General features: G+C 58.7%; 13 protein-coding genes, 1 tRNA gene and 2 rRNA genes (1 of these 16 running past the window's edge). 7 read left to right on the forward strand and 9 right to left on the reverse strand.

The window, feature by feature from the left end:
- Positions 1 to 193: 193 nt before the first annotated feature.
- Positions 194 to 1,162 carry a LysR substrate-binding domain-containing protein gene (locus tag ACTG2U_RS11530; protein WP_042052527.1) on the forward strand — a complete coding sequence of 323 codons (969 nt, stop codon included), beginning with the start codon at positions 194 to 196 and terminating at the stop codon, positions 1,160 to 1,162.
- A 77-nt stretch (positions 1,163 to 1,239) separates the two neighbouring features.
- On the opposite strand, the gene ACTG2U_RS11535 is transcribed toward ACTG2U_RS11530, so the two are convergent.
- On the reverse strand, positions 1,240 to 1,839 hold the full coding sequence (locus ACTG2U_RS11535) for a YhgN family NAAT transporter (protein ID WP_013724175.1): 600 nt from the start codon (positions 1,837 to 1,839) through the stop codon (positions 1,240 to 1,242).
- A gap of 99 nt (positions 1,840 to 1,938) precedes the next feature.
- Positions 1,939 to 2,184, reverse strand: a complete 246-nt coding sequence (locus tag ACTG2U_RS11540) for a YecH family metal-binding protein (protein ID WP_439974504.1) — start codon at positions 2,182 to 2,184, stop codon at positions 1,939 to 1,941.
- Between the two features lie 209 nt (positions 2,185 to 2,393).
- Here ACTG2U_RS11540 and ACTG2U_RS11545 point away from each other — a divergent pair, with 209 nt between their 5' ends.
- The gene (locus ACTG2U_RS11545) at positions 2,394 to 3,677 is read left to right on the forward strand and encodes a dicarboxylate/amino acid:cation symporter (RefSeq protein WP_439974505.1); all 1,284 of its coding nucleotides are present in this window, start codon (positions 2,394 to 2,396) and stop codon (positions 3,675 to 3,677) included.
- Positions 3,678 to 3,688: 11 nt separating this feature from the next.
- Here ACTG2U_RS11545 and ACTG2U_RS11550 read toward each other — a convergent pair whose 3' ends face one another.
- Both ACTG2U_RS11550 and ACTG2U_RS11555 read right to left on the reverse strand, forming a co-directional pair.
- Positions 3,689 to 4,003 carry a putative signal transducing protein gene (locus ACTG2U_RS11550; RefSeq protein ID WP_005339933.1) on the reverse strand — a complete coding sequence of 105 codons (315 nt, stop codon included), beginning with the start codon at positions 4,001 to 4,003 and terminating at the stop codon, positions 3,689 to 3,691.
- A gap of 9 nt (positions 4,004 to 4,012) precedes the next feature.
- Positions 4,013 to 4,915 (reverse strand): LysR family transcriptional regulator, encoded by a 903-nt coding sequence (locus ACTG2U_RS11555; RefSeq protein ID WP_019444678.1) that lies wholly within the window; start codon positions 4,913 to 4,915, stop codon positions 4,013 to 4,015.
- 96 nt (positions 4,916 to 5,011) lie between these two features.
- Here ACTG2U_RS11555 and ACTG2U_RS11560 point away from each other — a divergent pair, with 96 nt between their 5' ends.
- Both ACTG2U_RS11560 and ACTG2U_RS11565 read left to right on the forward strand, forming a co-directional pair.
- The gene (locus ACTG2U_RS11560) at positions 5,012 to 6,064 is read left to right on the forward strand and encodes an HlyD family secretion protein (RefSeq protein ID WP_439974506.1); all 1,053 of its coding nucleotides are present in this window, start codon (positions 5,012 to 5,014) and stop codon (positions 6,062 to 6,064) included.
- Complete coding sequence (locus ACTG2U_RS11565; RefSeq protein ID WP_439974507.1) at positions 6,064 to 7,617, forward strand: DHA2 family efflux MFS transporter permease subunit; 1,554 nt, start codon at positions 6,064 to 6,066, stop codon at positions 7,615 to 7,617. Before ACTG2U_RS11560 ends, ACTG2U_RS11565 begins: the two co-directional genes overlap by 1 nt.
- Before the next feature lie 78 nt (positions 7,618 to 7,695).
- Here ACTG2U_RS11565 and ACTG2U_RS11570 read toward each other — a convergent pair whose 3' ends face one another.
- Positions 7,696 to 8,322: a lysoplasmalogenase gene (locus ACTG2U_RS11570; RefSeq protein WP_005348507.1), complete on the reverse strand. Its 627-nt coding sequence runs from the start codon at positions 8,320 to 8,322 to the stop codon at positions 7,696 to 7,698.
- A gap of 175 nt (positions 8,323 to 8,497) precedes the next feature.
- Here ACTG2U_RS11570 and ACTG2U_RS11575 point away from each other — a divergent pair, with 175 nt between their 5' ends.
- A complete protein-coding gene (locus tag ACTG2U_RS11575; RefSeq protein ID WP_005348505.1) occupies positions 8,498 to 8,653 on the forward strand; it encodes a hypothetical protein in 156 nt (51 codons plus the stop codon).
- 212 nt (positions 8,654 to 8,865) lie between these two features.
- Here the strand turns inward: ACTG2U_RS11575 and ACTG2U_RS11580 are convergent, their stop codons facing one another.
- The gene (locus tag ACTG2U_RS11580; RefSeq protein ID WP_439974508.1) at positions 8,866 to 9,984 is read right to left on the reverse strand and encodes a fatty acid desaturase; all 1,119 of its coding nucleotides are present in this window, start codon (positions 9,982 to 9,984) and stop codon (positions 8,866 to 8,868) included.
- Positions 9,985 to 10,131: 147 nt separating this feature from the next.
- Between ACTG2U_RS11580 and fabR the strand changes: the two genes are divergently transcribed.
- Together fabR and ACTG2U_RS11590 are read left to right on the forward strand one after the other, a co-directional pair.
- Positions 10,132 to 10,752: an HTH-type transcriptional repressor FabR gene (fabR, locus tag ACTG2U_RS11585; protein WP_005339921.1), complete on the forward strand. Its 621-nt coding sequence runs from the start codon at positions 10,132 to 10,134 to the stop codon at positions 10,750 to 10,752.
- A gap of 19 nt (positions 10,753 to 10,771) precedes the next feature.
- A complete protein-coding gene (locus ACTG2U_RS11590; protein ID WP_005339919.1) occupies positions 10,772 to 11,137 on the forward strand; it encodes a YijD family membrane protein in 366 nt (121 codons plus the stop codon).
- Positions 11,138 to 11,597: 460 nt separating this feature from the next.
- Here ACTG2U_RS11590 and ACTG2U_RS11595 read toward each other — a convergent pair.
- The 3 genes from ACTG2U_RS11595 to ACTG2U_RS11605 all read right to left on the reverse strand — a co-directional run.
- A tRNA-Asp gene (locus ACTG2U_RS11595) sits at positions 11,598 to 11,674 on the reverse strand.
- 95 nt (positions 11,675 to 11,769) lie between these two features.
- Positions 11,770 to 11,884: ribosomal RNA gene (gene rrf / locus ACTG2U_RS11600) — 5S ribosomal RNA — on the reverse strand.
- Positions 11,885 to 12,003: 119 nt separating this feature from the next.
- Positions 12,004 to 13,029: ribosomal RNA gene (locus ACTG2U_RS11605) — 23S ribosomal RNA — on the reverse strand; it runs 1,864 nt beyond the window's last position.

Here is a 13,029-nt window from a genome sequence, read left to right on the forward strand (position 1 = left end):
AAGTGAGCAAATAAATCATAGCCAAAAAATAGGGCGACCCTGAGGTCGCCATATTGATTGTGCTACATGTCCCCTCAACCGCTACATCCTGTACCAGTGGTTCATGCGAACCTGAGACCATTCGAGGATAAGATCGCCAAGATATGAAAACAAATGGTATAAATTCATCTTAGAATTGAAGAGGATTCATATCATGCTGCTGGAACAACTGGGTCGCATCGACCTCAATTTGCTGATTATCCTGCAGGTACTGCTGGAAGAGCGCAACGGCAGCAAGGCGGCACGCCGCCTTCATCTGAGCCAGTCCGCGGTCAGTAAAGCCCTCGGCCGTCTGCGCGATACTTTCAATGATCCCCTCTTCATCCGCTCTGCCTACGGGCTGGAACCCACCGGCCGTGCCCTTGCACTGCAGCAGCAGTTGCAACCCATCCTGCTGTCGCTGGACAACCTGATCCAGCCGCCCGAGTTCGACCCCGCCAGCTCGGAGCGGGAGTTCGTCATCGCCAGCATGGACAGCGCCTTTACCCTGTTTGCCCCGCTCTACCTGAGCGAGCTGAAGCGGCAGGCACCAAGGATCCGCTTGCGTTACGAGGAGTGGACCGAGAACAGTCTGACCGAGATGAGTCAGGGACAGGTGGACATCGCCTTCGCGGTGCGGGAGAACTGCATCAGCTCCGATTATCGGCTCGATACCCTGCCCGACAGCATCTGTCAGCGAGTGCTGGCGGTCGATGATCTCACCTGTCTGGTGCAGCAGCACCACCCCGCGCTGCGGGAGCACAACTGGAATCTGGAGCACTACCTCAGCTATCCCCATGTGCAGACTTACTGCGAGGGGCGAGACCGCTGGATGCTGGATCACAAGCTGGCAGAGCAGGATCTCTACCGGCGTATCGAGGCAACCGTGCCCTCCTTCGAGGCGGCGCTGCGGATGGGGATGCACTCCGACATGATAGTGACCCTCTCCAGGCTCTACGCCCGCCACGCTACCCAGGTCTATCCGCTGTTGCAGCTGCCGCTGCCCATCGGGTTGGACAGCATCTCCCATCTGCTCATCTGGCATCAGCGTCACAGCGAGGATCCGGGCCACCGCTGGCTGCGGGAATTGTTGCTCTCCCTCATCATGAGCAAACTGGAACCCGCTGCGACCACTCACGGGTGACGGCACGCCCTCTCGGCAGGAAAAAAAGAACGGGGCTCTGCGTAGCCCCGTTTCATTCACTTCAAGATGTAAACCGCTCAGCCCTGACCGGTCACCGCCAGATAGTGATGTACCCCGTCCAGCAACATCTGAACCGAGATCATCACCAGCAGCATCCCCATCAACCGCTCCACCGCAGTGAGTCCCCGCTCACCCAGCAGCTTGTTGAATACCTCGTAGAACATCAGGATCACCGCGCTGGCGGCCCAGGCCAGAAAGAGTGCCAGCGACCAGTCCACCATCCGGGTCGGCTCCTGATTGGCCAGCAGCATCAAAGAAGCCAAGATAGAAGGACCGGCGATCATCGGGATCGCCATCGGCACCAGGAAGGGCTCCTCGCCCGCCGCCAGCCCGGTCACCCCCCCTTCACTCGGGAAGATCATCTTGATGGCGATCAGGAACAGGATAATCCCCCCCGCAATGCTGACCGCCTCCTGCCGCAGGTTGAGGAAGCCGAGGATCTGCTGACCGACGAACAGGAACAGCATCATGATGGCCAGCGAGAAGAGCAGCTCGCGCACCATCACCTTGCGACGTCGCTTGGGATCGATATGACGCAGGATAGAGAGGAAGACCGGCAGGTTGCCCAGCGGGTCCATGATCAGAAACAGCATGACTGCGGCAGAGAAAGTATCCATACAACGCCCGGGCTACGCCCTGAATAGGGAAAAGAGAGGGGGCGAAATATAGCAAAGGGCGAAGAATTGAGCGAGCGCCATGATGCGCTCGCAGCGGGATTAACCGTGGTTGCAGATCTTGTCGGCGCGGGTCTGGAAACCCTCGGCGGAGTCGATGAATTTGCCGCGGGCAGCCAGAAAGTCGATCAGCGCTTCCGCATCCATCTCGCTGGCGCTGCAGGTATGAAAACGGGCCTCGGCACCGAACCGCTCTGCCATCGCCTGTTTCAGGCTGGCACGGGTAAGTTGCCCCCCTTGCGCCAGCATCATCTCCATCACTTCGTGACCATGAACCGATTGCGACATCTCTCACCTCAATAATGAACATATTTAATGCCAATTAAATATCTCCCCGCCCGGAGGGATCTTGATATAGGCCAATAAATTGCGCATTTCCTGGTCAGGGGAGTGGTCACAGCCACCGCTTTGTCGATAATGTGGCAACCCGCGTCAGGGATCGCTACACTGGCGCCCCTTTTTGGCCATCGCAGACAATGTATAAGGATATTGGCGTCATGCTGTTCCATGGAGAGGCTCTCAAGCCCTGGCAGATCTGGACCCGCCGACCACTCTGGCTCAAGACCCTGATCGGCATGCTGACAGGGGTGGGTCTGGGCGTCGGCTTTGAAGAGCAAGCCCTGTTGCTCAAGCCCCTTGGCGTCCTGTTCGTCAACACCATCCAGATGCTGATGGTGCCCCTCATTTTCTGCTCGGTCATCGCCGGTCTCACCTCGCTGCTCAAGGGCAAGGCCCTCGATCGCATCGGCAGCAAGGCGATCTGCCTCTACTTCTGTTCGACCGCCATCGCCATCTGCATCGGCCTGATGATGGGCTGGCTGCTGGAACCCGGCATGGGTGCCGACATGGGCCCCTATGAGCGGGTCGGTATGTCGGAACCACCCACCCTGGCCAGCGTGCTGAGCCATCTGGTACCGAGCAATCCGGTACAGGCAATGGTGGATGGCAAGATCCTGCAAGTGATCGTCTTTGCGGTGGCGCTGGCGGTCGCCCTCAATGCCAGCGGTCGCCGTGGCCGTCCCGCCATCCTCTTCTTCACCTCGCTGGCCGAGGGGATGTTCAAGCTGACCCAGATGGTGATGGCGCTCGCCCCTTACGGTGTCTGCGCCCTGATGGCCTGGATGACCGGCAAGTACGGCCTCGACCTGCTGCTGCCCCTGCTCAAGGTGATCGGCGCCGTCTACCTCGGCTGCCTGCTGCACGTGCTCGGGGTCTACAGCACCCTGCTGCTCCTGTTGGCACGGCTCAATCCGCTGCACTACTTCAAGAGTATCGTTGATGCCCAGGCGGTTGCGTTTACCAGCAGCTCCAGCCACTCCACCCTGCCCATCAGTCTGGCCTGCGCAGAGAAGCGGCTGGGAGTCTCCCCCGCCATCACCGCCAAGGTGCTGCCCATCGGCGCCACCATCAACATGGATGGCACCGCCCTCTATCAGGGAGTGACTGCGCTGTTCGTAGCTCAGGCATTCGGTGTGGACCTGCACATGGTCGATTACCTGACCATCATCAGCATCGCCACCCTGGCCAGTATCGGCACCGCTGGCACCCCGGGCACCGGGTTGATGCTGCTGACCCTGACCCTGACGGCGGTGGGCTTGCCGCTGGAAGGGGTGGCACTGATTGCAGGCATTGACCGGATCCTCGACATGGCGCGCACCACGGTCAACGTATCGGGGGATATTCTGGTGTCGGTGCTGATCGCCCGCAGCGAAAACGAGCTGGATCTGGCGACCTATCACGATGCCAGCGCAGGGGAAGATATCGAGTTCCCGCCGCGCTAGCGGAAGAAAGCTCAGCTGTCGTGGGGATCGTGGTGACAGCGCCAGCAGACGTCGAAGTTGGCGCCGTTCTCCTCCCCGCACTGGCCGCACAGCCAGCCATTACCCTGACGCTGCTGGTAACGCTCGATGACCCGTCCTGCCTTGCTGCGATCCTCGGCCCGCACCATCAGGGTCACCTGCAACATGTCGACCGGCAGCTCGCCAAGGGCGCCAGACAGCCCCTCGCCATTGAGGCGCACCAGCACCCCTTCCGCCTCCAGCGCCCCTTTCAACGCGTGCGCCTCCAGGGTGTGTGAGGCGCGATAGAGATTGATCCAGTTATCCATAGCTCCCCCTTACAACAACTTGTCGATGCCAAACTCGGCGCCGTTCTCAATCATGAAATCGATGAATGCCCGCAACTTGCGCGGCATCAGTTGCCGCTCCGGAAACAGCAAATAAATCGGCACCCTGGGTTGCTGCCACTCTGGCAGCAGGATCACCAGCTCGCCGCTGGCCAGCTCATCCTGACAGAGCATAGCGGGTAACGAGGCCAACCCCAGCCCCGCCTTTGCCGCCTCCCGGGCACAGGTAATATTATTGACCCGAAAACGGGATGGGGGGTCAACCAGCACCTCTCTGCCATCCAGCTCGAAGCACCAGTGAGAGGCGAGAAACCCGCTGCTCACCGTCACCCGCTCGTGGTTGGCCAGATCCTCCGGCCGCTCGATGACCGGGCTGCGGGCCAGATAGTCCGGGCTGGCACAGAGCAACCGCCCGGTGCTCCAGAGTCGGCGTGCAGCCAGATTGGAGTCGCTCATGTCGCCAATCCGCACCACCGCATCCAACCCTTCACTGATGGGGTCCACCACCCGGTTGGTCAGCTCCAGCTCCACCTGCAGGGCGGGATAGGCCTGCAAAAACTTGGCGACCAAGCGCCCAACCACCAGTTGCCCCGTCTCGATAGGCACCGCCAGTTTGAGGGTGCCGGTCACCTCCTGCTGGCTGGCGCTCAGCATCAGCTCGGCTTCGGTCAGGGCATCGACCGCCTTGCTGCAGTGCAGGTAGTACTTCTCCCCCTCCTCGGTCAGAGTGAGCTGACGGGTGGAGCGATAAAGCAGACGCACTCCGAGCCGCTGTTCAAGCTCGGCGATGCGGCGGCTGACCATCGCCTTGGTCATCCCCAGCTCGCGGGCAGCCCCCGTAAACGAGCCCTTGTCGACGATACGCACCAGAATTAACGCGGCATTGAGATCCATTGTTGCACCAGTGAAACTGTATATCTCGTGAACCAATACTAATCGAAACAGTTGACCAGTGTTAGCCTGCGCCCCTTAAGTTCAGGAATCACAAAAATGAGTCAACACAAAAAAATTCCCCTGCTGGCAGCCATGATATTGGCGCTGCTCGGTCTGCTGTTCGCCGGTTACTGGTATCTTCACGGCCGCTATTTTGAAAGCACCGACAACGCCTATCTGCAAAGTGAAGTGACCGGGATCAGCTCCAAGCTGCCCGGCTATATCCGCGACGTGCTGGTCACCGACAACCAGCCGGTCAAAGCGGGCCAACTGATCGCTCGTCTCGATGATCGCGAATACAAAACCAGGGTCGCGGAGGCCGAAGCCGACCTGCGCCTCAATCAGGCGACGGCCGAAAATCTGGCGGCCACCCGCACCCAACAACTGAGCCTGATCCAGCAGGCCGAGGCCAAGGTCGCCTCTGCCAAGGCCGAACAGCTGCGCGCCAGCCAGCAGGTCAACCGGATCAGTCAGCTCAACCAGCGCCACTACAGCTCGCAAGACAGTCTGGACGAGGTGCGTGCCGGCCTGCAGGTCAATCAGGCGCAAGCCCGGGAGGCCCAAGCCGCCCTGCAGGCGGCCCGTGAGCGACTGCTGGTACTGGATGCCGAGCGCAAACAGAATCTGGCCAAGCTGGCATTGAGCGAAGCACAACTGGAGCAGGCGAAGCTGGAGCTCGGCTACACCGAACTGCGGGCGCCTGCTGACGGCATCATTGGCAAGCGCAGTCTGCGGGAAGGCCTCTACGTCCAGTCCGGTATGCAGGTCGCCAGCCTGGTGCCGCTGCAGCAGGTGTGGGTCGAGGCCAACTTCAAGGAGACCCAGCTCGCCCATATGCAGCCGGGCCAGAAGGTCGAAGTGGTACTCGATGCCTACCCGGATCAACCGGTCGAGGGGATCATCGACAGCCTGGCCCCGGCGACCGGCGCCAAGTTCGCCCTGCTGCCGCCGGAGAATGCCACTGGTAACTTCACCAAAATCGTGCAGCGGGTGCCGGTGAAGATCCGCATCCCCGAGCCGGGACCGCTGGCAGGCAAGCTGCTGCCGGGTCTCTCGACCGAAGTGATCGTGGATACCCGCACTCCTGATCCCGTGGTGGCTGCCAACTGATGGAACCCATTCCACGTCGCAACTGGATCGCGGTCATGGGGGGCCTTATCGGCGCCTTCATGGCCATCCTCGATATCCAGATCACCAATGCCTCTCTGAAGGATATTCAGGGGGCCCTGTCGGCCACCCTGAGCGAGAGCTCCTGGATCTCCACCTCCTATCTGGTGGCGGAGATGATCGCCATCCCCCTGAGCGGCTGGTTGAGCCGGGGGCTGAGTGTGCGCCGCTACCTGCTCTGGACCACCGGCGCCTTTATCGCTGCCTCCGTGCTCTGCTCGTTCAGCTGGAACCTCACCAGTATGATCGTCTTCCGGGCGCTGCAAGGCTTCACCGGCGGGGCGCTGATCCCGATGGCCTTCTCCCTCATCGTCACCCTGCTGCCGCTACAGAAGCGGGCCACCGGCATGGCGCTGTTCGGCCTCTGCGCCACCTTCGCCCCCGCCATCGGCCCAACCCTCGGCGGCTGGCTCACCGAGCAGATGTCGTGGCACTACATCTTCTATCTCAACGTGCCGCCGGGACTGCTGGTGATGGCCATGCTGGCCCACGGGCTGGATAAAAAACCGGTGGACTGGGAGGTGATCAAGCGGGTAGACCTCATCGGGATTGTCACCATGGCGCTCGGCCTCGGCTTGCTGGAGGTGGTGCTGGAAGAGGGCAACCGGGAGGACTGGTTCGGCTCAAGCTTCATCGTGCGACTGGCGGTCATCTCGGCAGTAGCGCTGGTGTTCTTTGTCATCAGCCAGCTGATCCGCCGTCACCCGCTGGTCAATCTGCGGCTGCTGCACAACCCGCGCTTCGCGCTGGCCTGCTTTGCCTATCTGATCCTCGGCATGGCGTTGATGGGATCTATCTATGTGCTGCCGCTCTACATGACCCAGATCCACAACTACAACGCGCTGGAAATCGGCGAAGTCCTGATGTGGATGGGACTACCGCAACTGCTGGTGTTGCCGCTGGTGCCCAAACTGACCCACAAGATAGACCCGCGCTATCTGGTGAGTTTCGGCTTCCTGATCTTCGCCGTCAGCTGCTTTATGAACGTCAACATGAGTGCCGACTACGCCGGGCCGCAGCTGATCCAGTCACTGATCGTGCGGGCGCTGGGGCAGCCCTTCATCATGGTGCCGCTCTCCCTGGTCGCCACCGCCAGCCTGAGCCACGACGAGATCCCCTCCTCCTCGACCCTGCTCAACGTGCTGCGCAACCTCGGTGGTGCGTTCGGTATCGCCATCATCGCGACCATGCTCGACAACGATACCCGCACCCATGTGCTGCAGATTGGCAGCACTCTGGCCGCCAGCAGTATCGAGGGACAAACCTATCTGCTGCAGCTGGCCCAGAGCATGATGGCGCAGGGTTCAGGCCCCGAGATAGCCCAGCAGCAAGCCCACGCCATTCTGGCCAATACCATCAACCGGGAAGCGGCCATCATGGCCTACAACCAGGTGTTCTACATCATGGGGATCTTCCTGCTGATCGCCAGCGCACTGATGCTGTTGCTCAAATCCCCCGCCCCACGGGCTGCGGATGCCGAACCGCTAGAGGCGTGAAAAAACGCCGGGCATAAAACGAAAAACGGGCAAGCGCCCGTTTTTCGTTATCTGTTGCCTGTACTCAACCGCATGGCGTTATCCCGCCAGCGACCCTGCAATCAGGAATTGCGCCGCGAAGTAGCTACTCATCACCCAGGCGCGGGCGTGGGGAAAAGGGCGGCGGAAGCGATCGAGCGCCAGCATGCTGTCGGAGAAGAGGAACATCAGCGCCCCCACCAGAGCGGCGGCCGAACCGGCAGTGAGAGAGGCGTGCCAGGCACCGGCGGCCACCCAGGCCATGCCAATGATCACCAGCATGTAGCAGAAGACCGGGATCCGCATCTCCCCAAGCTTGCCCCACAGCAGGCCAAAGACCATGCCGGCGATCAGCAACAGCAGCAAACCATCCACCAGATTGAGCAGCAATGGCCCTTGGGCAAAACCGACGATATAGCAGAGATGCGCGACAAGAAATGCCGCCAACCCCTGAATGAAGCGATCACTTGGCAGCATCAGCAGCACATCGCCCGCCAGCGAGAGGCAGAGGCCGAGCAGGATCCAGGCGTGGGAACCATCGTGGTCATAACTCTGGTAGCCGAACGCCAACGCAATGATAAGCAGCATGGTCAGCGGCTTGCTGATATAGAACTGGCGGCTGTCTGAACCGTAGGCAGCACGGATGTGCCACCAACCTGAAGCGATGATCAAGAAACTCAATAACATGCCCTGCTCCTCACCTGTTGCTCGCAGTCATACGGCAACCGTTTTTATCATGGTGCAGGGTAACAAATTCCCTCCCCCAGTGGCAGGGGTGCTTATCAAATGGGCAGGCTAAGCCTAAAGTCTAATTGCCGCCCCGAGTAGTTCAGGGCATAAGTGACGGGTCTGGAGGATCACCATGGAAGAAGCTATGAAGAACTATCTGCCCGCCATCGATATCATGATGTGCCATCTGGGGATCAGCTTTGAGCAGGCCTGCGAACAGCTGGGTCTTAGCCAGCAGGAGCAACAGGCGCTGGATCAGTTGCAGCAACAGCAGAGCCAAGCCAACTAAGCCCTCCCGTTATTGGATATCATGATGCGCCATCCGGGGATCAGCTTTGAGCAGGCCTGTGAACAACTGGGTCTTAGCCAGCAGGAGCAACAGGCACTGGATCAGTTGCAGCAACAGCAGAGCCAAGCCAACTAGCTTGAGTTGAATCATAAGAAAGAGAAGACCGCCAGCAGGCGGTCTTCTCCTTTAGTCTCTGTGATAATCGGACGGCATCATGCAATACCTGCCAGCAAACGACTCCAGTTGCGTTTACCTGCGATAAAGCCGTCCCGCAGGGCCCGATACTCCAGTTGCAGCTTGAGGCGGTCATAGCGCGCCAGCGCCTTGCGCTTGCGCAGCTCCAGCAGCCGCTTGCGACTGGCGTAATAGTGTTGCAACTGCTGGCTCAGTTTGTCGTACTCCTCCTGCAGCAGCGCCTGCCACAGTTCGCGATCTTCCTGCTTGCGCAACTTGGCTTGTGCCCGCTTCAGCTGCATCTGCAGCCGGGCTTGTTCGATACGCTCCTCCGGCGAGGATCTGAGATCCCCCGCCAGACCACACCAGGAGGCGAGCCGGATCAACCACTTGGTCGGATCGAACTGCCACCAGTGAATGCCGTTGCGGTAGTCATTCTCGAACAGGTGGTGAAAGTTGTGATACCCCTCGCCAAAGGTGAAAAAGGCCAGGATGCCGTTATCGCGAGCGGTATTGCGGTCGGTATAGGGCTGACTGCCCCAGATATGGGCCAGCGAGTTGATGAAGAAGGTGGTGTGGTGAGTCATCACTATCCGCAGTACGCCCGCCAACAGCAACATGCCGAGCATATCCCCGTGCCACAGGCCAAGCAGCAGCGGCAGCCCCAGATTGGCCGCCAGCGCCAGCGTCAGATAGTGACGGTGCTGAAACGCGACCACCGGGTTGTTCTGCAGGTCACGCACATTGCTGTAATCACCATAGCGATCTCCCTGATGCTCCCGCAACATCCAGCCGATGTGCGAATACCAGAAACCGCGCCCCGCGCTGTAGGGATCTTTATCGTTGTCATCCACATGACGATGGTGACGGCGGTGATCGGCCGACCAGTGCAGGGCAGAATTCTGCAGCGCCAACGCACCGCCGATGGCAAATAACCACTGCAAAGCGGGGTGCGCCTTGTAAGCCTTGTGCGACCAGAGCCGGTGATAGCCTGCGGTGATGGAGAGACCACTCAGGCAGAACAACAGCAGGAAACTGGCCCACTGCCAGAGTTCGTAACCGTGGCTCATGCCGTACCAGGGTACGACAATCAACGCCACTATCCCGGAGAGAGAAAACAGCAGGGTATTGGTCAAAATAATGGGGGGTCTGGCCATCTCATTGCATCCTTTCAGCGAACAGCTGTTAGCCATTTTCTATGGTGATTTCCTCACGGTCAATGGTAAAAAAGTAGGATACAAACCTGACCCTGAGGCGCCTTCGGGTTATCATTTGTCCTCGTTAAGCTGAAGGTGACTGATTTCGTGGGTATTCGCGCTCAACAAAAAGAAAAAACCCGGCGTACATTGATCGATGCTGCATTCAGCCAACTGTGCGCCAATCGGAGTTTCTCCAATCTCAGCCTGCGGGAAGTCGCTCGTGAAGCGGGTATCGCTCCTACCTCTTTCTATCGCCACTTTCGCGATATGGAGGAACTGGGCCTGACCCTGGTTGACGAAGGAGGTCTCACCCTGCGCCAACTGATGCGCCAAGCACGCCAGCGCATTGCCGGTGGTGGCAGTGTCATCAGCACCTCGGTGCAGACCTTTATGGAGTTCGTCGAGAACAACCCCAACATCTTCCGGCTGCTGCTGCGGGAACGCTCCGGCACCTCGGCCGCCTTTCGTCAGGCGGTGGCTCGCGAAATCCAGCACTTCATTGCCGAGCTGACCGATTATCTGGAAGCCACTACAGAAGCACCACGGGAAGATGCCTACATCCAGGCAGAAGCCATGGTCACCATCGTCTTCAGTGCCGGTGCCGATGCGCTCGACATGACCAGCGAAGAGTGCCGGGCACTCTCCGACCGAACAATTCGCCAACTGCGGATGATCGCCATGGGCGCCGAGGTACAAAACCAGAAGCGCCGTGAACCTCACCCATGACCACAGGATGGAGAACGATATGACTGAACAGCTTATGATCCCGAAAAAACCGCTCGCCATGGCCATGCTGATTGGTATCTGTGGCGATGCCTCTCTGGCCGTGCTGACCAACTCGGTTGTGCCTTTCTCCTTCTTCCCACTGATTGCCCTCTGGCTGGCGGCCTATCAGCTGTTCCAGCACTATCGCCATGAACCCATGGTGGGCAACACCCCCATCTGCACCCTGCTCTGCTTCTTTATCGGTGTCTTCGGCCACTCCGCACTGCTCAAGGTGCAATACCCGGAGCTTGGCAGCAACTTCTTCTCCCTGATCATGATGCTGCTGTTACTGGCAGCCCTCTCCATCAAGCTCGGCCTGAGCATTGGCAACAAAGAGAAGCCCTGATAAATAGACCGAGTGATGGTAATCAGCTGATAGATAAAACAAAGAGGCCTTCCCGTCGGGAAGGCCTCTTTGCTTGAACGATACCTGATTAATACGGCAATCTCGGTATTCCCAACCTAGCCAAGCTGCTGGGCTTCAAGATCGATGTGCAGATGGAAGAGGGGGTGGTCAATATGGAACTGCCCTGCAACCAGCAGGCGGCATAAGCCTGATTTGGCCGCCTGTAAACTCGCTCAAATGGCTGATAAGGCTCGGATATAGCCAGAAAATGGTGGAAATAACCGGCTATCTGGCCATTCTTCCGACAGGTAAAAGCCAGACATTGGCGGTTTAACGCACTAAAAATACAAGAGCTCGGTCGTGAGAGCGGGCTTTGTAGTCGCCTGCAAATCTGTGGGTCTTATGGACAAAACTGCCCATAGCAAAAAGGCCTTCCCATTCAGGAAGGCCTTCAAATTAGTGGCGGAGCGGACGGGACTCGAACCCGCGACCCCCGGCGTGACAGGCCGGTATTCTAACCGACTGAACTACCGCTCCGCATTCGGTTAGCTTTCGCTAAATCTTCTGCTGCTTCTTCTGAGGTGTCATCCTCGCAGCCGGCTATGTGTTTTCACATCACCGTTTAATTGGGTGCCTGGCAGTGTCCTACTCTCGCATGGCGAATGCCACACTACCATCGGCGCTACCGCGTTTCACTTCTGAGTTCGGCATGGGATCAGGTGGTTCCACGGCGCTATGGCCGCCAGGCAAATTCTTAATCTAGAAAGCTGACGTGAGTAGTGATGTTGCGCTTGGCTTGTCACTATCACTGAATTAGTAGTTCGCTTAGGTTTGCTACAAGCCTTAGAACACTTCTTGGGTGTTGTATGGTTAAGCCTCACGGGTAATTAGTATGGGTTAGCTCAACACATCACTGCGCTTACACACCCCACCTATCAACGTTGTGGTCTCCAACGGCCCTTTAGGACCCTCAAGGGGTCAGGGATGACTCATCTCAGGGCTCGCTTCCCGCTTAGATGCTTTCAGCGGTTATCGATTCCGAACTTAGCTACCGGGCAGTGCCACTGGCGTGACAACCCGAACACCAGAGGTTCGTTCACTCCGGTCCTCTCGTACTAGGAGCAACTCCCTTCAATCATCCAACGCCCACGGCAGATAGGGACCGAACTGTCTCACGACGTTCTGAACCCAGCTCGCGTACCACTTTAAATGGCGAACAGCCATACCCTTGGGACCGACTTCAGCCCCAGGATGTGATGAGCCGACATCGAGGTGCCAAACACCGCCGTCGATATGAACTCTTGGGCGGTATCAGCCTGTTATCCCCGGAGTACCTTTTATCCGTTGAGCGATGGCCCTTCCATTCAGAACCACCGGATCACTATGACCTACTTTCGTACCTGCTCGACCTGTCCGTCTCGCAGTTAAGCTGGCTTATGCCATTGCACTAACCTCCTGATGTCCGACCAGGATTAGCCAACCTTCGTGCTCCTCCGTTACTCTTTGGGAGGAGACCGCCCCAGTCAAACTACCCACCAGGCACTGTCCGCGAGCCCGATTCAGGGCCCTGCGTTAGAACATCAAACATACAAGGGTGGTATTTCAAGGACGGCTCCAGCGCAACTGGCGTCACGCCTTCAAAGCCTCCCACCTATCCTACACATGTAGGTTCAATGTTCAGTGCCAAGCTGTAGTAAAGGTTCACGGGGTCTTTCCGTCTAGCCGCGGGTACACCGCATCTTCACGGCGAATTCGATTTCACTGAGTCTCGGGTGGAGACAGCATGGCCATGGTTACACCATTCGTGCAGGTCGGAACTTACCCGACAAGGAATTTCGCTACCTTAGGACCGTTATAGTTACGGCCGCCGTTTACCGGGGCTTCGATCAAGA

Source organism: Aeromonas sp. 95A (genome assembly GCF_051919235.1).
Lineage (GTDB): Bacteria > Pseudomonadota > Gammaproteobacteria > Enterobacterales > Aeromonadaceae > Aeromonas > Aeromonas veronii.